At 71.9% G+C, this 19,939-nt stretch carries 16 protein-coding genes; 7 read left to right on the top strand and 9 right to left on the bottom strand.

Annotation, left to right across the window (positions count from 1 at the left end):
- Positions 1-96 precede the first annotated feature (96 nt).
- Together J5V16_RS17630 and J5V16_RS17625 are read left to right on the top strand one after the other, a co-directional pair.
- Positions 97-2,649, top strand: coding sequence for an Hsp70 family protein (locus tag J5V16_RS17630; protein ID WP_208497826.1), 2,553 nt, complete (start codon positions 97-99; stop codon positions 2,647-2,649).
- The gene (locus J5V16_RS17625) at positions 2,646-3,155 is read left to right on the top strand and encodes an SRPBCC domain-containing protein (protein WP_208497825.1); all 510 of its coding nucleotides are present in this window, start codon (positions 2,646-2,648) and stop codon (positions 3,153-3,155) included. The genes J5V16_RS17630 and J5V16_RS17625 overlap by 4 nt, the downstream gene beginning before the upstream one ends.
- Positions 3,156-3,243: 88 nt before the next feature.
- Here the strand turns inward: J5V16_RS17625 and J5V16_RS25130 are convergent, their stop codons facing one another.
- The 3 genes from J5V16_RS25130 to J5V16_RS17610 all read right to left on the bottom strand — a co-directional run bounded on the left by J5V16_RS25130 (position 3,244) and on the right by J5V16_RS17610 (position 6,299).
- Positions 3,244-4,218, bottom strand: coding sequence for a chaplin family protein (locus tag J5V16_RS25130; RefSeq protein WP_208497824.1), 975 nt, complete (start codon positions 4,216-4,218; stop codon positions 3,244-3,246).
- Between the two features lie 332 nt (positions 4,219-4,550).
- Complete coding sequence (locus tag J5V16_RS17615; RefSeq protein WP_208497823.1) at positions 4,551-5,138, bottom strand: hypothetical protein; 588 nt, start codon at positions 5,136-5,138, stop codon at positions 4,551-4,553.
- A 441-nt stretch (positions 5,139-5,579) separates the two neighbouring features.
- The gene (locus J5V16_RS17610) at positions 5,580-6,299 is read right to left on the bottom strand and encodes a DedA family protein (RefSeq protein ID WP_255537493.1); all 720 of its coding nucleotides are present in this window, start codon (positions 6,297-6,299) and stop codon (positions 5,580-5,582) included.
- Positions 6,300-6,545: 246 nt separating this feature from the next.
- On the opposite strand from J5V16_RS17610, the gene J5V16_RS17605 reads away from it, so the two are divergent.
- Positions 6,546-7,736 (top strand): hypothetical protein, encoded by a 1,191-nt coding sequence (locus J5V16_RS17605; RefSeq protein WP_208497821.1) that lies wholly within the window; start codon positions 6,546-6,548, stop codon positions 7,734-7,736.
- A 6-nt stretch (positions 7,737-7,742) separates the two neighbouring features.
- Here the strand turns inward: J5V16_RS17605 and J5V16_RS17600 are convergent, their stop codons facing one another.
- From J5V16_RS17600 to J5V16_RS17585, 4 genes are all read right to left on the bottom strand, one after another.
- Positions 7,743-8,585: a hypothetical protein gene (locus J5V16_RS17600; protein ID WP_208497820.1), complete on the bottom strand. Its 843-nt coding sequence runs from the start codon at positions 8,583-8,585 to the stop codon at positions 7,743-7,745.
- A gap of 208 nt (positions 8,586-8,793) precedes the next feature.
- Positions 8,794-9,153, bottom strand: coding sequence for an ArsR/SmtB family transcription factor (locus J5V16_RS17595; protein ID WP_208497819.1), 360 nt, complete (start codon positions 9,151-9,153; stop codon positions 8,794-8,796).
- A gap of 536 nt (positions 9,154-9,689) precedes the next feature.
- The gene (locus J5V16_RS17590; RefSeq protein ID WP_208497818.1) at positions 9,690-10,709 is read right to left on the bottom strand and encodes a LacI family DNA-binding transcriptional regulator; all 1,020 of its coding nucleotides are present in this window, start codon (positions 10,707-10,709) and stop codon (positions 9,690-9,692) included.
- 34 nt (positions 10,710-10,743) lie between these two features.
- Complete coding sequence (locus tag J5V16_RS17585; protein WP_208497817.1) at positions 10,744-11,610, bottom strand: HAD family hydrolase; 867 nt, start codon at positions 11,608-11,610, stop codon at positions 10,744-10,746.
- Between the two features lie 177 nt (positions 11,611-11,787).
- Here J5V16_RS17585 and radA point away from each other — a divergent pair, with 177 nt between their 5' ends.
- The 3 genes from radA to J5V16_RS17570 all read left to right on the top strand — a co-directional run bounded on the left by radA (position 11,788) and on the right by J5V16_RS17570 (position 14,444).
- Positions 11,788-13,269, top strand: coding sequence for a DNA repair protein RadA (gene radA, locus J5V16_RS17580; RefSeq protein WP_408612480.1), 1,482 nt, complete (start codon positions 11,788-11,790; stop codon positions 13,267-13,269).
- A gap of 67 nt (positions 13,270-13,336) precedes the next feature.
- Complete coding sequence (locus tag J5V16_RS17575; RefSeq protein WP_208497815.1) at positions 13,337-13,840, top strand: GNAT family N-acetyltransferase; 504 nt, start codon at positions 13,337-13,339, stop codon at positions 13,838-13,840.
- A 142-nt stretch (positions 13,841-13,982) separates the two neighbouring features.
- A complete protein-coding gene (locus tag J5V16_RS17570) occupies positions 13,983-14,444 on the top strand; it encodes a GNAT family N-acetyltransferase (RefSeq protein ID WP_243901400.1) in 462 nt (153 codons plus the stop codon).
- A gap of 283 nt (positions 14,445-14,727) precedes the next feature.
- Here J5V16_RS17570 and J5V16_RS17565 read toward each other — a convergent pair whose 3' ends face one another.
- Positions 14,728-17,457, bottom strand: coding sequence for a helix-turn-helix transcriptional regulator (locus tag J5V16_RS17565; protein WP_208497813.1), 2,730 nt, complete (start codon positions 17,455-17,457; stop codon positions 14,728-14,730).
- Positions 17,458-17,709: 252 nt separating this feature from the next.
- Positions 17,710-18,312, bottom strand: coding sequence for an NADPH-dependent FMN reductase (locus J5V16_RS17560; protein WP_243901369.1), 603 nt, complete (start codon positions 18,310-18,312; stop codon positions 17,710-17,712).
- A gap of 214 nt (positions 18,313-18,526) precedes the next feature.
- Between J5V16_RS17560 and J5V16_RS17555 the strand changes: the two genes are divergently transcribed.
- Positions 18,527-19,903 (top strand): MFS transporter, encoded by a 1,377-nt coding sequence (locus tag J5V16_RS17555; protein WP_208497812.1) that lies wholly within the window; start codon positions 18,527-18,529, stop codon positions 19,901-19,903.
- Positions 19,904-19,939 lie beyond the last annotated feature (36 nt).

Raw genomic sequence — 19,939 nt, 5'->3', positions numbered from 1 at the left:
CGACGGGCGACCAGACAAATTCAAGGCGGTATCCCCGGAAGCGGCCGGGACCGCGCTGGCCGATCGCTCCCCCACCGGTTCGTTACGATTCCTCTCATGAGCCCCGGCCCCCAAGGAACCTCGCTCGGCGTCGATTTCGGCACCTCGCACACGATCGCGGTCGTCCGCCGCGCCGACGGGAGCCTGCGCCCCCTCCTCTTCGACGGCTCGCCCCTGATGCCCTCGGCCGTATGCGCCGACGCCGACGGCGGCCTCCTCGTGGGCCGCGACGCCGTCCACGCGGGCCGCCGCCACCCCGAGCGGTTCGAGCCGAACCCGAAGCGCCTCATCGACCGGCCCTCGACACTGCTGGGCGCCCGCGAGTACCAGGTCCCCGATCTCATCGCGGCCGTCCTGGACGCGGTCGCCGCCGAGTGCCGCCGCGTCGTCGGCAGCCCCGCGCAGGTCACGCTCACCGTGCCCGCCGAATGGGGCCCGGCGCGCCGCCAGGTCATCGAGGACGCCGCCTCCCGCGCCGGCCTCGGCCAGGTGCGGCTCGTGCCCGAGCCGGTCGCCGCCGCCACCTACTACGCGGAGGCCCTCAAGCACCGCACGGCCGTCGGCGCCTCGATCGTCGTGTACGACCTCGGGGCGGGCACCTTCGACGCGAGCGTGGTGCGCCGCACCGAGCACGGGTTCGAGACCGTCGCCCTCGACGGCCGGAACGACTTGGGCGGCTTGGACATCGACGCCGCCCTCATCGAGCACCTCGGAGAGACGTACGGCGACCGAGAGGGCTGGAAGCGCCTCGTCAATCCCTCTACTGTGGAGGAACGCAGGCACTTCCGGGACTTCCAGGAGGAAGTGCGCGGCGCGAAAGAGCGCCTCTCGCGCCACCAGCAGTCCGACATCGCGATCCCGCTCCTGGACGTCGAAGCGCACCTCACCCGCACCGAGCTCGAGCAGATCGCCCACCCCCACCTCGAGCAGACCATGCGCGTCACCCAGGCCGTCATCCGCGCCGCCGGACTCGACCTCGCCGCCAGCGCCGGCGTGTTCCTCGTCGGCGGCGCGAGCCGGATGCCGCTGGTGGCCACCATGCTCCACCGCGCGCTCGGCGTCGCGCCCACGGTCCTCGACCAGCCCGAGGTCGTCGTCGCCGAAGGCAGCGTGCTGTGGACGCAGGCCGGGCAGCACACCACGACGTTCCCGATCCAGCGGACCCCGCAGCGGCCCGGTTTCGCGCCCGCGCCGCTCACGCCGGGCGTCGCGCACCTCGCCCCGCCCTCGCCGCAGACCGCACCCGCACCGCAGGCGCCGCAGCAGATCGCACCCACGCCGGTTTACCAGCTCACGCCCACGGTCTCACCGCAGGCGTCGCCCTCACCGCAGGAGCCGACCGCGCCGACGGCGCCGCAACCGGAGACGAGCCCTCAGCGGAACCTGCCCCCGCAGACGCACTCGCCCCTCACGCCGCCCCTGTCAGTCGAGGGCGGGGACGAGCCCCCGCCGCGCACCGAGGCGGAACGCCAGCGCGCCAAGAAGGTCAGCCGCCGCGGCATCATCGCGTTCATCCTCGTCGACATCCTCATCATCGCCGCGCTCGTCTGGTATTTCAGCCCGAATGACGGCGAACCGTTCGACGACGGCGGCGAGTTCGACGGCCAGATGCCGACCGTCTCCTCGTTCGAGCCCGACTGGTCCACGGCCGATGCGGGCACGCTCCTGTCGACCATCGGGGGCACGCACGACGGCACCGTGGAGTCGGTGGCGTTCCTCGATGGCGCCAACGGCCCGGAGCTGTTCTCCAGCGGCGCCGACGGCGCCATCGAGCAGTGGGACCTGGTGTCGGGAACGCTCATCGACGAGCACTGGCCCGATGCGGACATCGGGGACCTGCTGCCCGCGGCCGACGTCGACGGGACCCCGATCATGGTCGCGGTCACCGAGGGCTACGAGCCCTGGGTGTGGCGGCCGGACACCGGGGAGTTCAGGCCCGCCGGCACACCCGAGATGGTCGCCGAAGGCGCCCAGGTGGACTTCGTCCGCATCGCCTACAACGAAGGCGCGCCCGCGCTCGGTCTGCTCAACCAGAACGAGTTCGAGATCTTCGACCTGGGGACCGGGACCGCGATCGCGCACTTCCCGGTCCCCGGCGGCTACGGCTACCCGCGGTTCTTCACCTACTCCGGCGGCACGGACTCGGAGCTCGTGGCGTTCGACGGGAACCGGGAGCTCGACATCGTCGACCCGTACGGGGGCACCGCCAACGGCGCGCCCTTCACCTCCGCCGACTGGAACGGCAGCGCCGTCGCGGCGTTCACCGTCGTCTACTACTGGGGCACGCCCTACGCGATGGCCTACGGCGACGACGACATGCTGCACCTCTGGGACCTCGACGCCCAGGAGCCGGCGTGGCGGTTCCCGTACCACGACGCCGCCGCCGAGTTCCACTTCGAGTTGGCGGACACCCCGGACGGGACGACACTGCTGTCGATCGACTCCGCAGGCGTCGCGCAGGCCACGAGCGCCGATTCATCGGCTACCGTTCAATTCGAGCCGCCGGACGGGTTCCCGACCGAGTTGGCGCTGGTCAGGATCGACGGGCTCGACTACGCGGTCACCGGCGACGACCAAGGCAACATCCGATTCTGGAGTCTGGGGAATTGATCTTCTTCGTCATCGCGGCCGCGATCATCGCCGCCGCCACCGCGTACGGCCTCTGGGCGCTCGGCCAGGAGCACCGCGTCGAGACCACGGTGCGGCTCGACGCGCGCGCGAACGAGGTGTGGGCGGTGCTCACCGACTTCCCGGCCTATGGCGAGTGGAACCCGTTCATCACCGAGATCTCCGGCCTCCTCGCCGAGGACGAGCGCCTGGCCGCGTCCTTCCTGCAGTCGAACGGGAAGACCAGCCGCTTCCGCCCGCGCGTCCTGCGCGTCTCCCCGGCCAGGCAGATCCGCTGGCTCGGCAAACTCGGCCCCGGCGGCCTGCTCGACGGGGAGCACTACCTCGTGCTCGAACCGCATACGGACGGCACCACGGTCCTCACCCACGGCGAGCGGTTCACCGGCGTGCTCGTGCCGCTCATGAGGTCGAAACTCGCCGACACCGAGCAGGCCTTCAACGCGATGAACGCCGCGCTCGAGGCGCGGCTCAAGGCCCTGTACGCGTGAACGGCGGCCCGCTCTAGGCGGACCGCCGTTCGGAGTCACCCGTTATCACTCGGCCCGCGCCATGCAGGCGCGGTCCGTTGCCGTGCTGTTAGAGGACGCCCGCGCCAGCGAGCTCCGTGACGCCCGCGACCGTGTCCGCAACACCTTCGGAGGTGGTGTTGCCGACCAGGCCGCCGACGAGCGGGAGACCGCCGGTCGCGCCGCTCACCGCGTCGAGACCGGGAACCGCGGGAAGCTGCTCCTCGTTCATGTCCACATTGGAGGACTCGTTGGTCGAGAGCTCCTTGTGGCTGTTGTGGTGGTCGTGGCCGCCGGGGACCTCCGCGTCGGAGCCGCCCTCGCACGAGGCGCTGGCGTGCCCGAGGACCGCGATGGCGTTGCCGCACACGTTGACCGGGGCCTGGATCGGCGCGAAGATCTGGTTGCCGTTGCCGAGGCCCACGTTGTCCTGGGTGGTCAGGTCGCCCGCACCGGAGTAGTCGGCGTCGGCGCCGCCCTCGCACCCGGCGCTCGACGCGCCGCCGACGGCGATGGCGTTGCCGCAGGCGTTGATCGGGGCCTGGATCGGCGCGAGCAGCTGGTTGCCGGACAGCGCGCCGTAGTTGAACTGGGTGACGGTGTCGGACTCGGCCTTGCCGGATTCGCCGTGGCCGGATTCGACGTCGGCGTGCGAGCCGCCGGTGGACCAGCCGTCTGCGACGCCGCCGACGGCGGCGGCGATGCCACTGATGTCGGTCGGGGCCTGCACCGGGGCGAACGCCTGGTTGCCGTTGCCGAGGCCGGTGTTGTTCTGCGTGGTCAGGTCGCCCGCGCCGTCGTAGTCGGCGTCGGCGCCGCCCTCGCAGCCGGCGGAGGCGGTGCCGAGGACGGCCGCGGCCACGCCGCAGATGTTGACGGGCGCTTGGATCGGCGCGACGACCTGGTTGCCCGACACGGCGCCGACCTGGTCCTGCGTGGTGACGTCAGGGCCGTAGGCCTGGGCGGTGCCGGCACCCGCGACGAGGGCGACCCCCGTAGCGACGAGGCTGGCCTGCGCGGTCTTGCGTGCCCATGAGTTATTCACGAAGTCTCACCTTTCAGGGAAATGGTTCTTGCTGTTCCATCACGTACCCCCCGTGAAGCTCCGTGGTTTCGAAAGCGTGCTCCCGCCCTGCAGGCTGGGTCCTGCGGGTCGGACGGGCGCTGTGAAACCGGGGAGAGTCGTCGGTCTTGCTGTCGTGCTGTTTCCTTGCTCGGCCGGTGGGGCCGGCCTGGACGGACGGCGCGACCTGGAGCCGCGGCTGTGCACCGCCGCGGGATTCGCCGGTCGTTCGCGTCCGGCCCGTGCCGGGCCCCATCGAACCGTGGTTGCCGCAGCGCGCCTGGCGGAAGCGCGCGCCGCGGCGTGTTGCAGCCTTAGAAGGGCAACGGCACCGGAAGGCCGCCGCCGAGGTCCGAGAGCAGGTCGCCGCCGGGCACCGCGCCGAGCGGCCCGGCGGGGGCTTCGGCGCGGGTGTTCTGGTGGGCGTCGACGGACGTGTCCTGCCCCGCCTTGACCTTGTCGCCCTTCGCCTCCGGCATGTTGTCGGTTTCCGTGACCCCCAGGCCGACGGCGTCCACCTGAGCGACGGCGTCCGCGAGGACGTCGCTGCCCGGGACGGCCTGCTCGAGGTCGCTCGCGAGCTGGTCCGGCTCGAGGATCGCGCCCGCGGTCGGGTGCCCGCCCGAAGCCTCCGCGACGGCCGCCTCCGGCACCAGGGAGCCCACGCCGGGAACCGAGCTCACGGCGTCCATGCCGGGGACCTTGTCGGTGACGCCGCCGGTCAGACCGGTCACGGCGTCGGGAGAGACCGGGAGCCCCCCGAGGGCCTCCGGCGTCGCCATGACGAGGTCGCCGGTCGATTCCGGAGCCTCGGTGTCAGCGGCCTGGGCCGCCGTCCCGGCGAGCAGCAGAGCCCCCGTAGCGAGGCCTCCGATGAGGCCCGCCGTACGCACAGTGCGCATTTCCATCTGCTTTGTTGCCTTTCTTTGTACCGCGCGTGCGTGGTCGACGGCTGGGGAAGCAGCGCGAATCGACCGCCGTGCGGTGCAAGATCGCTGAATTGTCAGTGGTCGGCAGCGGGTCGAGGCGGCGCGGCCGCCACGGGGGCGTACGCACCTGCCGACTGCGGACCTCAGCCGCGACCTTGCCGGCTGGATCGCCGGCGGGTCGAGGACCGCGCTCGCTGTCCATTGGGCCGGTGACACTGCGGCCCGGCCGCGGTGACGCGGCCACACTGACTAACTGGGGAGGCTCGGGTGCGGTTACGCCCAGACGCGAAGAAAATCGAAAACATTGCGGCGTTGCGGCATCAAAATACGTGGATGACTCATATGCCCGACTGGACACGCGAAACGGCCCTCCACCAAAGGTGAAGGGCCGCAACCCGAAAGCGTGAAAGGAGGCTACTGCACGCGGCGCAGGATCATCGTGTCCGAGTGGCCGGCGTTCCCGTTCTCGTCGCCGCCGCCGCGCTTCTTGCGGATGATCTTGATCGTGCGGGCCACCACGAACCACAGGAACAGCAGGCCGATGATCGCCACCACGATCTTGCTCAGCAGCCCCGAGTACTCCTCGATCACCGGCTTGATCGTCGGCCCGAACGCGAACCCCAGCCCGATCCAGATCCCGTTCCAGATCACCGAACCGACCAGCGTGTAGCCCGTGAACTTCCAGAACGGCATCCTCTCGATGCCCGCCGGCACCGAGATCGCGCTGCGCACCAGCGGCAGGCAGCGACCCGCCAGGACCGCGATGCCGCCCCACCGGGCGAACACCTGCTCCGAGCGCTCGAAGTCCTTGAGCTCAAGCAGCGGGAACTTCTCGAAGATCCACCGCGTGCGCTCACGCCCGAACGCGTACCCGACGTAGTAGAGGATGTACGCGCCCGCCATCGAACCCAGCGCGGCGAAGAACATCGCCAGCCAGAAGTTCATCTTGTCGTCGTAGGCGAGGTACCCGGCCACCGGCAGGATCAGCTCGGACGGGATGGGCGGGAACACGGACTCGATCGCGAGGGCCAGGCCCACGCCGACCTCGCCGAGTTTCTCGATGAGGCCGAGCACCCACTGGATGAGGTCGCCCTGCCCCTCGGCTTCGGGGATCTCAGTCGATGCGGTGGCCATCGCCAGGCCCTGGCTGAGGAAGTTGGTCACGCCGCCAGCGTAACCGGCTTACTTTCGCGCCCGCCTCGGTCGTCTGACCGAGACCGCCCCCGGCCCGCCCTGCCATTCGGCGGACTGCCCGCGGCCAGGTGTCGCGAGGCGTGCGGAGCCGGGCCATACTTAGGGATAATGCCGCGCCGCCTTACGGCACGCACGCCCGGTGGCGGGCCGTCAAGCGCACGCGGATCGCAGCTGAGGGGGGCGTCGATGAGCCGCACGGTCGGGCCGTACACCGATGTCACGACCGCGCGCGTCGAAGGCGCCTACGAGCTGTGCGAAGGCCGCGACGAGAACGGCCGGCCCGTGCAGATCCTCACCCTCGGCACCACCTCCTCCAAGGACCCCGCCCGCCGCGGCCTCCTCTCCGACACCGTCGCCTGGGCCTACGCCACCGCCGGACCCGAGGACGCCCCCATCCTCGTCGCCGACCTCGAAGGCGAGCAGCCCTACGTCGTCGTCCTCCACGACGCGCGCCTGCGCGGCGCCGAACGCATCATGGACCGCCTCCTCGCCCTCGGCCCCGCCACCGGCCCGCTCCCCGTCGGCCCCGCCGCCGCGGCCCAGCGCGCCGCCCACCAGATGGCCGCCGCCCAGCGCTCCGCCGCGCCCGCCTCCCCCGTCGGCGTCTCCGGGCCGCCCGCCTCGCCGAACGCCCGCGGCGCGAATTTCGCCGGGTCGCCGCCGCTGTCGCCGCCCGTCGTCATGATCGCCCCGCCCAAGAAGCCCTCGCAGCTCAAGCCGATCCTCATCGGGATCGGCTCCGTCGTGGTCGCCCTCGCTCTCGTCATCGGCGTCTGGGCCGTCCTCTCCCGCCCCGACGACGAAGGGTCCGACGGCTCGGCCGAGCAGCCCACGACCGCGGCCGTCGACGGCGTCTCCCAAGCCCCCGCCGCCGAACCCACCGAAGGGTCCGCCGGCAACGAAGTGCCCCAATGGGACCCCGAGGCCCCTGCCGAACGCGTCGGCGGCAGCGCCTTCGCCGACGACGCCGCCACCGCGACCTTCGCGGCCGCCAACTGGCCCTTCGCGTTCAAAGTCCCCGACGAGTTCGAATGCGCCGAGGACGGCGCCACCGCCGTCTGCACCGCCGACGACGGCGAGTCGACCATCACCGTCGGCTGGCTGCCCTGCGAGGGCGAGTGCCCCCGGGCCGCCCGCAAGATGATGCGCGAAGCCCTCCCCTACCAGCCGCTCGAAGAGATGGCCGGGGACATCGCCTTCGCCGAGCGCGACCAGGTGTACGGGCGCTGGCGCGGTTCGCTGAGCGTCTTCGTCACCGACGCCGGCGGCACCTTCCAGGCGTGGGCCACCGCGGACATCGCCGCCGAGCGCGAAGAGGAGGGCTGGCACGTGTTCAACGACGTGCTCAGCCAGGCCCTCGCCAAAACCGCCGAATAGGCGCGGTCACGCGTCCGGACGGGCGTCCCAGCGCTGCAGCGCCGAGGCGATGTGCTCGGTCGATGTGGGCGCGGACTGGGTGGTCGCCGCGCCGAGGCCGTGCGCGGCCAGCACTTCGCCCCACGACTCGCCCTTGTAGGAGCGCAGCAGGTTCTGCGCCGCCTCTCGCTCGTCCTCGCCCAGGTCGGCGCGCGCCAGCATCGGGTACTCGAACTGGCCGACCTGCGCCGCGCCCGCCGGCGCCTGCAGATCGGGGTTCCCGGCTGCGGCGACCTCGGGCGCCGACATGACGGGCGTGCCGTCCCCGCCTTCGACGGTGTGCTCGTCGACCCCGAACATCATGATCCACATGAGACTCGCGGCGTGCCCGCGCGGGTCCTGGAGGGCGACGTCGGCTTCGTCGGGGAGGACGCCGTCGGCGCTCTCGCCCGCGGGCAGCGCCAGGCCGACCGGGGCGCTCGCGGTCGATTCCTGGAGGACGTTCCACTGGTCGGCGATGCCGGCGTCGGGGAGGTTGCGCCAGAGGGCGGTCTCGGGGACCCACACGTCGGCGCCGGTCTCGGCGAGGGCGTTGCCGCTGACGGCTTCGACGGTGATGTCGGCGCACACATCGGAGCCCCGCGAGGGGGCGCCGCCGCCGGCGGCGACGAAGTCCTGGAGGGCCGCGGCCATCTCGGGGGCGGCGGCGACGTGCAGCTCCACCTCCGTCCCGCAGGACTGGACGTGGGCGATGGCGGCGTTGAGGGTGACCGCGGTGACCGGGGCGAAGACGGCGAGCAGCGCGAGCCCGCCGAGGAGGCGGCGGCCCTCCTTGGAGAGGCGGCCGCGTCTGCGATGCACACCGGTCATGTGACGAGTGTATGACCTGGCGCAAACCCAGTCGAGTTCGCGTTTTTCAGTTATCCGATGAAGACTGTCCGCTGTCGCGCGCCAGTTGCGCAGGCGCGCAGCGCAGTACCGGCCTGAGCCGGAGCGCGCAGGGCCGACCCGGCCCGCCGGCGGTCGGTGCCGGCGGCGGGCCGGCCGTGCGCGTCAGTCGCTCTGCGGTCCGCGTCCTTCAGCGGCGCCGGGGGCGGCGCTTCGGCGGGGTCAGCAGGTCGGCGACGATCCGCATCGTCTCGGGGACGAGGCGGAAGTACGCCCACACACCGCGCTTGTCGCGCTCGACGACCCCGGCCTCGGCCAGGATTCGCAGGTGGTGGCTGACGGTCGGCTGGGAGAGCCCGAGGGGCTCGGTCAGCTCGGCCACGCAGGCCTCCTGCTCGGGAGCGGCCTGGATGAGGCTGATGAGCTGGAGACGGTTCGGATCGGCGAGTGCTTTGAGGACACCCGCGATGCGCTCGGCGTCGGATTTGGAAAGCGTTTCGCCGCTGACCGGCGAGACGGGCGTCTCGGCCTCGACGGTGACTCGCACCATGATCGTGTTCCTTCCGGATTGGTTCCAGTCGGTACCGGACTCGGCCGCACTGCCATTAATCCAGTTCCAACCCTGAATATGCCCTCGCGGTGTGGCCGGACGGTAACGACGACGCTTCCGGCTCGCAAAGGGTTTCGGTTCCTACGGATCTCGCTCGGGTCGCACCAAGTCCCTGACCGGATCCACCGCCGAGATTACGCCTGCCGTGCCAGCGGATCTACCGTTGACACAAGATCAGTTTGCAGGCCACAGCGACGGTTATTCAGTTAAACCCGCACTACCTGGAGTTATATCTAAATCTACCAATATTTAAGCGGTTGCCGCCTCGTGATTGAGAGCGGGTTCACGCGATTCTTTTGGATCGACGTCCCAATATATAGAACATCCTGATTCCGAGGGTAGCGCGAATCCGCCGCCGATGGGGCCACTTGTGTTTCAAGCCCGTTACATGGACTTGAGAAAGCGCACATCCCTCACAAAGCGAAGAGCGGGGCCGATCGGCCCCGCCCGGCGAACGCTCCGTCCTCCGCGCCGTCTCAAGGGCGCGGGCGGGCCGTCGAGGCGCGCTCGATGAGTTCGGCGTCCACCAGGAGCTCCTCGGGGTACTCGTCCTCCTCCACCAGGGCCGCCTCCAAGGCCCGCACGCCCATGTCGTGCAGCGGCAGCGCCACGGTCGTGAGGGAGGGGGTGAGGTCGCGCACGATCGGGATGTCGTCGAACCCGGCGACCGAGACCTGCTCGGGAATGCTCACGCCGCCCTCGCGCAGGGCCGTGCACAGGCCCGTGGCCTGCACGTCGCTGGTCACGAACACGGCGGTCGGCAGCCGCTCGCCGGCGAGGAGCGAACGCCCCGCCTGGTAGCCGCCGTCGCGGGAGAACTCGGCCGCGACGTGCACGACCTCGGCGTCCTCCGGCAGCGCCGAGAGGAAGCCCTCGCGGCGCTCGCGCACCACCTGGAGCTGCTCGGGGCCCGCCACCACGGCGAAGCGGCGGTGGCCCAGCTGCGTCAAGTATCCGGCGAGTGCGGCCGCGCCCTCGCGGTTCGCCGGGCGCACCACGCGCCCGGGCAGGCCGGGCTGGCCCACGCTGACCACGGTCGCGCCCAGTTCCAGCAGATCCGACAGGTGCTCGGCGAGGCGCTGCTCGGCGGCCTTGTCGGTGGTGCGCGAACCGGCCACGATCACCGCGCGCGGCCGGTAGCCGCGCAGGGAGTCGAGGTGCTGCACCTCTGAATCGGGGTCGATGCCGGTGTCGGCGATGAGCACGCGCACGTTGCGCCGGGCGGCCTCGGCGAGGACGCCGCCGGCGATCTGCCCGAAGTACGGGTCGGTCACGTCGTGCAGGAGCAGGGCCACGGTCTGGGAGGTCGCTCGCGCGAGGACCTGCGCGCCGACGTTGGGGGCGTATCGCAACCGGCGTGCCGCCTCGCGCACCCGCTCGCTCAGCTGGTCGCTCACCCGGTGGGGGGAGCCGTTGAGCACGCGAGAGGCGGTGGCCACCGAGACGCCGGCGGCTCGGGCGACATCGGCCAGTCGGGCCGGTTGTTTGCGTTCCATCCCGCTGAGGCTACCCATCTGCGGAAAGCGCTGCTCAAGCGGTCCTGAAACGGCGTTCCCTCCACACTCGCCAGACCACATACGCAACAGCCGCAACGCCGACGCCGACGGCCGCGACCTTGAGCGGATTCGGCCCGGACAGGGGCTGGCGCAGGGCCACGGGACGCCGGAACGTCAGCTGCGGCCAGCCCTCCTCCTGCGCGAGGCGGCGCAGGCCGCGGTCGGGGTTGACCGCGCGCGGGAAGCCGACGGTGCGCAGCATCGGCTCGTCGGTGATCGAGTCGGAGTAGGCGAACGACGCGTCGAGGTCGATCCCGCGCGCGGACGCGAACTCCTTGATCGCCTCGGCCTTCGCGGGCCCGGCCGCGTAGAAGTCGATCTCGCCGGTGTACCGGCCGTCATCGCCGATGACCATGCGGGAGGCGATGACATCGGTGGCGCCGAGCATCCGGCCGATCGGGGCCACCATCTCCTCGCCCGAGGCGCTGACGAGCACCACGGCCCGGCCCGCGGACCGGTGCGCCTCGATGAGCGCGGCCGCCTCGGCGTAGACGGCGGGCGCGATGAGCTCTTCCAGGGTCTCGTCGACGATCGCGCGGACCTCCTCGGCGGGCCAGCCGCGCGAGAGCTCGGCGACGTAGTCGCGGGTGCGCGCCATCTGGACCTCGTCGGCCGAGCCGCCGAGGCGGAAGAGGAGGTGCGAGTAGGCGACCTTGAGGACGTCGCGGCGGGCCAGGAGCCCGCCCTGGTAGAGCGGCCGCGAGAAGGCGAGGCTGCTGGCCTTGGCGATCACGGTCTTGTCGAGGTCGAAGAAGGCCGCGCCGGGGCGCGAGCGGCCCGGTGCCGCGACGGGTTCGAGCGAGAGTGCCGGTGAGCCGCTTGTCGGCTCCGCTGCGTTCATGCCGCAAGTCTAAACAGCCGGACAACCCCGTTTCGAGCGCTTGTCGCACAGCGGCACCGAAGTCCCCCGGCAGCGGGCACCCCCGACGTCGACAGGGGCCTTGGGGTTGGGCCCCCGGTTTTCAACGGTGCCCGAGGGGTACGACAATCGGTCGGCGTTGCGGTCGCCTTCGAGGCGATGATCACAAGCGGCCGGGACCGGGGGCGCGCGAGGGGCGGTCCTGTCGGGCGGTGGCCGTACTCTGGCGCCATGTCGAAGAGCCAGCGAATCGCCTACGCGTGCGGCGCGTGCGGAGTCCGCGTCCCCAAGTGGGTCGGGCAGTGCCCCGACTGCGGCGAATGGGGGTCGATGGAGGAGACCGCGGCCCCGCCCCGCCAGAGCGGCAGCAGCGGCATCGGCACGGCACTGCCCGCCGCACGGCGGCCCGCCAAGCCCGCCATGCGCATCGGCACCGTCTCCGCCGCCCAAGCCGCGAGCCTGCCCACCGGCATCGGCGAATTCGACCGCGTCATGGGCGGCGGCCTCGTCCCCGGCGGCGTCACCCTCATCTCCGGCGAACCCGGCGTCGGCAAGTCCACCCTCCTCCTCGAAGTCGCCCACCGCTTCGGCGAAGCCGGCTACGGCAAAGCCCTCGTCGCCACCGGCGAAGAGTCCGCCGCGCAGGTGCGCCGCCGCGCCGACCGCACCGGCTGCCTCTCCGAAGAGCTCTACCTCGCCGCCGAAACCGACCTCGGCGCCGTCCTCGGCCACGTCGAGGACGTCAAACCCGGCCTCCTCATCCTCGACTCCGTCCAGACCGTCATCGCCCCCGACACCGACGGCGTCCCCGGCGGCGTCACCCAGGTCAAGGCCGTCGCCAGCGCGATCACCGCGGAGGCCAAGTCGCGCAACATGGCCGTGATCCTCGTCGGCCACGTCACGAAGGACGGCGGCATCGCCGGCCCGCGCGCGCTCGAGCACCTGGTCGACACGGTCGTCCACTTCGAAGGCGACCGGCATTCGATGCTGCGGCTGCTGCGCGGGGTGAAGAACCGCTTCGGCCCGGCCGACGAGGTCGGGTGCTTCGAGATGGCCGAAGACGGCATCATCTCGCTCGCCGACCCTTCGGGGCTGTTCCTCGACGACGCGCCGACCGAGCCGACGCCGGGCACGTGCGTGACCGTGACGATGGAGGGCCGCCGGGCGGTGCCGGTGGAAGTGCAGGCGCTGCTGGGGAAGTCGGTGAAGGACGGGGCGATCCCGCGGCACACGGTGTCGGGGCTCGATCAGGCCCGGTTGAACATGGTGCTGGCGGTGCTGACCCGTCGCGGCGGGATGCGGCTGCTGGACAGGGAGGTGTACGCGACGACGATCGGCGGCATCCGGGTGCGCGAGCCGGCGTCGGATCTGGCGTTGGCGCTGGCGCTGGTGAGCGCGGATCAGGAGATCGCGGTGAGCGCGGATCTGGTGGCGATCGGCGAGGTGAGTCTGACGGGGCAGGTGCGGCGGACGGTGAACGCGGACCGGCGGATCAGCGAGGCGGCGCGGCTGGGATTCAAGACGGCGATCGTGCCGAAGGGTTCGGTGGCGGAGCGGCATCGGGGCATCGAGGTCGTGGAGGTGGAGACGATCATCGACGCGAAGCAGGCGGCGGCGCGGACCTGGGCGAGGCGCGGGTGACCCGTCCGGCTCGGGTGGAAGCCGTTGGCGCAGTGAGGAATGCGGTCAGGCAGAAGCCGGTGGCGGGGTGAGCGGCGCGGTTGGTGGCGCTGTCGGGCGGCTGCGGACGGCGCGGCTGGTGTTGCGGCCGTGGACCATGCCGGAGGCGAACGCGGTCCTCGTGGGTCAGCGCCTGCGCGGCTGGTCTGAGGACTTCCCTGATGCGGACAGCGCCGAGCAGGCCGCGTGGGCGCTGGACGCGCTGCCCGATCCGTTCGGATTCCGGCTCGTGGTGGAGCGGTCGTCGAATCTGGTGGTGGGTTCGGTCGGTTTGGAGGGCTCGCACGAGAACGGACAGGCGGAGCTGTTCTTCGCGCTCGTGCCGTCGCGGCGCGGCCGCGGCTACGCGACGGAGGCGGTGCGGGCGCTGGTGGCGCATGCGTTCGAGGTGTCGGAGATCGCGGAGGTGATAGCGATGGTGGAGCTGGCGAACGCGCCGTCGCTGCGGGTGCTGGAACGGGTGGGGTTCGCGCACAATGGTTTCGAGCCGTCGGGAGGCGTGACGATATTCGAGTTGCGGCGACCGGCCTGAGTGCGGGGGCGTATTTGGTTGCGGGACAAGGCGATGGTGATTGCCGTTGCGCGGAGCGGGGCGCGGGTCTACGGTGGCGGGCGTGACTGATGCTTCGTTCGAATCCGAGGGGGCCGTCGCTGATCTGCGCACCGAGCGGCTGATGCTGCGCGTGTGGACGGCCGCTGAGGCGGCCGTGGTGACCGAGGGCGGCCGGCTGGACGACTGGGCGGAGGGCTTCCCCGCCGAGGGCGACCAGGTGATCGCGCCGCTGATCGCGGCCGAGCCGGCGTGGTCGGGGCCGTTCGGGCATCGGTTGATCGTGGAGCGAGAGTCGGGCCTGGTGGTGGGTTCGCTGGGCTTGTTCTGGCCGCCGACGGCGGGCGCGGTCGAGCTGGGTTACGGCGTGGCGCCGTCGCGGCGCGGCCGCGGCTATGCGTCTGAGGCGGTGCGGGCGTTGACGGCGCACGCGTTCACCGCGCCTGAGGTCGAGGCGGTGTTCGCGCATGTCGAGCCGTCGAACCCGGCTTCGGTCCGGGTGCTGGAGAAGGCCGGTTTCGTGCTGGCCGGACCGGGCACGGAGGTAGGCACCGTCCGCTACGACGCCCCGCCGCCTCAGGCTTGACCGGCTACGGGCCTACGACGCCCTTCTGCCCCGAGACTGACCGGCAGCGGAACCCGGAGCAGCACTGGACGGGGATCACATCCGCATCGGCGCTGCCGACGGACGGAATTGTCGTACCCCTCGGGCACCGTTGAAAACCGGGGGCCCAACCCCGAGGCCCTGTTGACGTCAGGGGTGCCCGGCGGGATCGCTCGGCTTTCGCCGCCTCGGCGCAGTTCGTCGCTGCGGAGCGCGTCGGGTCGGGGCGGGTCGGGTCGTAGCGGGGCGGCTGGTCGGGGCGGTTCTACAGTCCCAGCTTCGCGAGTTCGTTGCGGGAGGCGACGCCGAGTTTGGGGTAGGCCTTGTAGAGGTGGTAGCCGGCGGTGCGGGGGCTGAGGTACAGCTGCTCGCCGATCTCGCGGTTGCTGAGGCCGGCGGCGGCGAGGCGGACCACTTGCAACTCTTGGGGTGTGAGCTTGTCGGCGAGGTCGGGTGCGGCCTCGATGGGGCCGGCGTCGCCGGCGGCGCGGAGTTCGCGGCGGACGCGTTCGCTCCAGGGTTCGGCGCCGAGGCGTTCGAATACCGCCGCGGCTGAGCGCAAGCGGGTCTTGGCTTCGTTGACGCGGCGGGCGCGGCGCAGCCATTCGCCGAGGATGAGGTCGGTGCGGGCGGTTTCGAACGGGAAGCCTTCGTCCGTCTTGTGGAGTTCGGCGGCGCGTTCGTAGTGCGCCCCGGCCTCGTGTTCGGCGGCGAGGAGGCCGCGGCAGCGTTCGACCTGGGCGGCGAGGTGGGCCTGGCCGCTGGCCTCGGCCCATTCGGCGTACCACTGGAAGGCGGCGGCGACCCGGTCGGCGTCGCCGGCGCGCACGGCCGCCTCGACCGCGACCGGCACATACGCGAGCGCTTCGCCGGCGGCGCTGGATTCGAGGACGGTGGCGAGGCGGTCGAGGGCTTCCTCGTTGCGTCCCATGGAGAAGTCGAGCAGGGCGAGCGCGATGTCGACGGTGACGACCGTGTCGCCGGGCGAGTCGGCGAGGGCGGTGTCGACGAGTTCGCGGACGTGCTCCTCTTCGCCGCGGAGGGCGGCGATCGGGGCGAGGACGTAGGCGCGGGACTTGACGGGGCCGATCTTCTGGCCGAGTTCGATGGCGACCTCGATGGCGTTGCTCGCGAGCGCTTCCGCGTCCTTCCATCGTCCTCTGTGGAACTCGGTGAGGGCGTTGAGGGTGAGCGAGCGCGGCAGCGCCCCGGCCGCGCCGGTCTGGCGGGCGGTGCGGACGGTCTCGGAGGCGGTGCGCTCGGCGGCGGCGATGTCGCCGATGAGGGTCTGCCACCAGGCGACCATGCCGCGGTTCTCGGGCGAGACGCTGTCACCGAAGCTCTCGTGGATGCCGATCAGGTTGCGCAGGGCCGCAACGGCTTCGGTGACCGTGATGGTGCAGGAGCGGTTGAACCCGGCGGTGGCCTTGGCGAGGTCGCGCACCCACGGCGAATGGGCGATGCCGATGCGTTCGGCGTACTCGGCGGCGACCTCGGCGCGCGAGAAGTCGCCGGCCTGCCAGGCGAGTTCGACCGCGCGGAACAGCGGGTAGCCGGTGGAGGTGATGTCGGCGGCCACGTAGTGGTCGGCGGCCTCCATGTAGAGCCGGTAGGACTCGCGGACGTCGTTGGCCCAGGCGGCGACGAGCGCGGCCATGAGGGTGGCGCGGGCGAGGACGGCGCGGTCGTCGCTGTAGCGCAGGATCTGCTCATACAGGCTGCGGGCCTTGGGGCCGTTGCCGGCGGCGACGGCCGCTTCGGTGGCGTGCAGGAGCCGGCGGCCCCGCTCGCGCGGATCGGGGGTGAACAGGGCGGCGCGTTCGAAGATCGTGTACTCGACGCCGTGCCCGCCGCAGCCGGAAAGGCACGCGGCGGAGGCTTCGAGGGCGGCCGCGACGGTCTCGTCGGGGCCGGTCGCGGCGGCGGCGAGGTGCAGGGCGCGGCGGTGGTCGTCCTCGGGGAGCACTTCGGCGTAAACGCGGTGGGCCTCGATGCGGCGGAAGACGGGCGCGTTCTGGTAGGCGGCGGTGCGGATGAGCGGGTGCCCGAAGGTGAAGCGGTCGCCGTGGAAGCGCACGAGGTCGTCGGCTTCGGCGGGGGCGAGGTCGGTGAGCTGCGCGCCGAGCTTCTCGGCGACGTTGATGACGAGGCCGGTGTCGGCGGTCTCGTCGGCGGCGATGGCGAGCAGCAGGGTGCGGGTGGCCTCGGGAAGGCGGTCGATGCGGTCGCCGAAGACCTGCTTGAGGCGGCTCGTGGTCGAGCGCGCCCCGGTCCAGTCGGCGGCCAGGCGCGCGTCCGATTCGACGAGCGGCAGTTCGAGGAGCGCGAGCGGGTTGCCTTCGGCGGTGCGCAGCAGGTGGCTGCGGGACCCGTACTGGAGGCCGCCGAGCCGGTCGGTGAGGAGGGCGCCCGCCGCGTCGTCGTCGAGCGGGCCGAGACGCAGCTCATCGAGCCCGGGCGTGGGGAAGTCGGGGGCGTAGCCCTCGCGCACGGTGAAGATCATCAGGGCCGCTTCGGCCGCGAGGCGCTTGGCGATGAAGAGGAGGACGTCCGCGGAGTCGCGGTCGAGCCAGTGCGCGTCCTCGACGACGCACAGCACCGGCTGGTGCCCGGCGGCCTCGGTGAGGAGGCTCAGCGCGGCCAGGCCGACCGTGAAGCGCAGGTCACCGGGCGGGGCGTCCTTGTCCGGCGCCGGGTCGAGCCCGAGGACGCGGGAGAGCACGCACGCGTGGTGCTCGGGGATGGCCTCGAGGTGCCCGGTGAGGGGCAGCAGGAGCGCCTGGAGGCCCGCGAAGGACCAGGCGTGCTCGGATTCGACGCCGGTGCAGCGCAGCACGGTCACGCCATCGGCGTGCTCGGCGACCGCGGCCACCAGGGTCGACTTGCCGATGCCGGCCTCGCCGCGCACGGCCAGGGCCGAGCCGCGGCCCTCGCGGGCGGCGGCCAGGCGTTCGGCGAGGGCGGCGGTCTCAGTGTCGCGTCCGTACAACAGCACGCCTGCAACGGTACCGGCGTCACGGCGGCCCGATAAGACCCCGGACCGGGTCCCAGGACGAAAGGCCTAGGGGTGTGCGAGCGTCCCGGGCAAGTCGGTATCCGAGTCCGTTCGTTCGCCCGCAAGGCGGAAGGCCCTTCGAATACCGGTGTTGCATTCGGAGGGCCGACAACGCGGCGAGCGGGCGAACGGGCCGGATAACGGCCGTCCGCAACGCTCGCACACCCCTAGACCCGGTCCGACCGCTCACGCCTAGTAGGGGCTGGGCATCGGGGTCGCGGCGCGGGCGTTCGCGAGGGCCCGCGACCACCAGTGCAGCTCGTCGAGGAGGGTCTTCGCGGCCGGCTCGCTCTCGTCGAACTTCGTGAACTCGCCGCGGTCGTCGAAGTGCTGGTAGAACCGCGGGAACGAGATCGTGTTCCGCACGGTCATCGTGCGCAGCTCCGGGAAGATCTGCCGCAGATGCTGCGCCGCGTTCTGGCCCCCGGAGAGCTTGCCGCCGTAGGTGACCATGGCGACGGGCTTGGCGGCCCACTCGTTCATGTAGTAGTCGATGGCGTGCTTGAGCGCCGCCGGGATCGAGAGGTTGTACTCGCCGGAGACGACGATGAACGCGTCCGCGCGGTGCAGCCGCTCGGAGAGGGCCGCGACCTCGTCGCTCGGATCGTCCTGCGTCGACCACATGTCCCGTTCGGCCATGTGCTGCGGCAGGTCGGCGTCGAGCAGGTCGATCAGGTCCACGTCGAACGCGCCGTGCCGCTCGGCGACGCCCGCGATCCACTTCGCGGGGGCGGGGGCCCAGCGGCCCTCGCGGGTCGACCCGATGATGACGCCCAGGTTCAGCTTGTCGCTCATGATGATGTCCGCTCCTTCATCGCTCGTTGCTTGCGGTGACGAAGCTACGGACGGACCGACCGGCACCACATCCGTCGACCGACTGGGGCGCGACCGGTGTGCCGAGGGCACGTCGCCAGTCGACGACCGGTCGAGCTCCCCGCCGAGGTGACCGCCTGGAATACGGTCGGATGGCAGATGCCCGACCGGTCGGAACCTTCTTAGCGTTGCGGCCATGACTACTACGGCAACCAAGGCCCCGGAGGCCGCGACCACCCGATGGGGAGCGATCCTCGCCGTCGGCTTCGCACAGCTCGTCGTCGCCGGCGGCATGTCCACCCTCGCGGTGGCGCTCCCGGCGATCCGCACCGACTTCGCGGTCACCGAGGCCGCCACCGCCTGGGTGCTGCTCTCCTACGCCCTCCCGGTGGGCGCGGTGGCCATCGCCGCCGGACGCCTCGCCGACCGCGCCGACCTGCGCGCCGTCTCGGTGTTCTCCATGGCGGCCTTGGTCGTCGGCTCCGTCGCGGCCGCCCTCGCCCCCACGTTCGGGCTGCTGCTCGCCGCCCGCGCCTTCGCCGGCCTCCTCGGCGGGCTCCTGTTCGGCATGACCGGGCGCATCATCGTCACCTCGGCGGCCGCGTCGCAGCGCGGCCGCGCCATGTCGGCGATCGCGCTGATGATGACCGTGGGCGGCATGGGAATGGTCGGCGTCGGCGGGTTCCTCATCGCCGCGTTCGACTGGCGCGGCCTGTTCTGGGTGCTCGCGGCCATGTCCGCGATCGCGCTGGTCGCGCTGGCGGTGACGGTGCCCAGCAACGGGACCGGCCTGCCGCGCCCCGACCGGGCGCTGCTGGTGGACACGGCGACCTCGGGCGGCGCGATCGCGGCGTTCCTCCTCGCCTTCGAGTACCTCGACACGGCCCCGTGGATCGCCCTGGGCGCGTTGGCGTCGAGTCTGGTGCTGGGCACGGTGTGGGTGCGCCAGAAGTCGTCGGCACCGACGGTGGCGCTGCTGCGGTCGCCGCAAGTGAGCGGGGCGCTGCTGAGCCTGACGCTGATGTCGGGTGTGGGCGGGCTGCTGAACTTCAGCCTGCCGTTCCTGCTCACGGACGTGCAGGAGGTGCGGCCCGAGCTCGTGTCGACGGTGATGCTCACCTTCATCGGCGGCGTCGCGGTCATGACCCCGGTCTCGGGCTGGCTCGCCGACCGGTTCGGGGCCGGACGGGTCTCGCTCGCCGGGGCGGGCCTCGTGGTCATGGGCGTGGTGCCGCTGCTGTTCGTCGACGGCGACACGGGCCTGTGGGACCTGGGGACGCGGATCGCCTTGCTGGGCTTGGCGTTCGGGGTGTTCAACAGCCCGATGAACGCGCATCTGCTGGCGGCGGCCCCGGCCGAGCAGTCCGGCACGGCCGGCGCGTTCATGGCGACCACCCGCACGATCGGCACCTCACTCGGCCCGGTCCTGGCGGCGCTGGCGTGGGGCCTCGGCGCGACGGCCGTGGACGGCTACCGCCTCTCGGCTTGGACCGTCGCCGCCCTGCTCCTCCTCGGCGCGGCCCTGCAGGTGACGACGAAGCCGTGGCGGACCCCGGTCCCCGCGACCGCGTGAAGTGCGCGGCGCCCCGCCGTAGGGCGGGGCGCCGCA

The sequence above is a fragment of the Glycomyces niveus genome, assembly GCF_017592475.1.
In the GTDB taxonomy this organism is placed as follows: Bacteria; Actinomycetota; Actinomycetes; order Mycobacteriales; family Micromonosporaceae; genus Glycomyces; species Glycomyces niveus.
The sequence above is the reverse complement of the archived record's forward strand: the minus strand, read 5'-3'. Positions and strand labels throughout refer to the sequence as shown.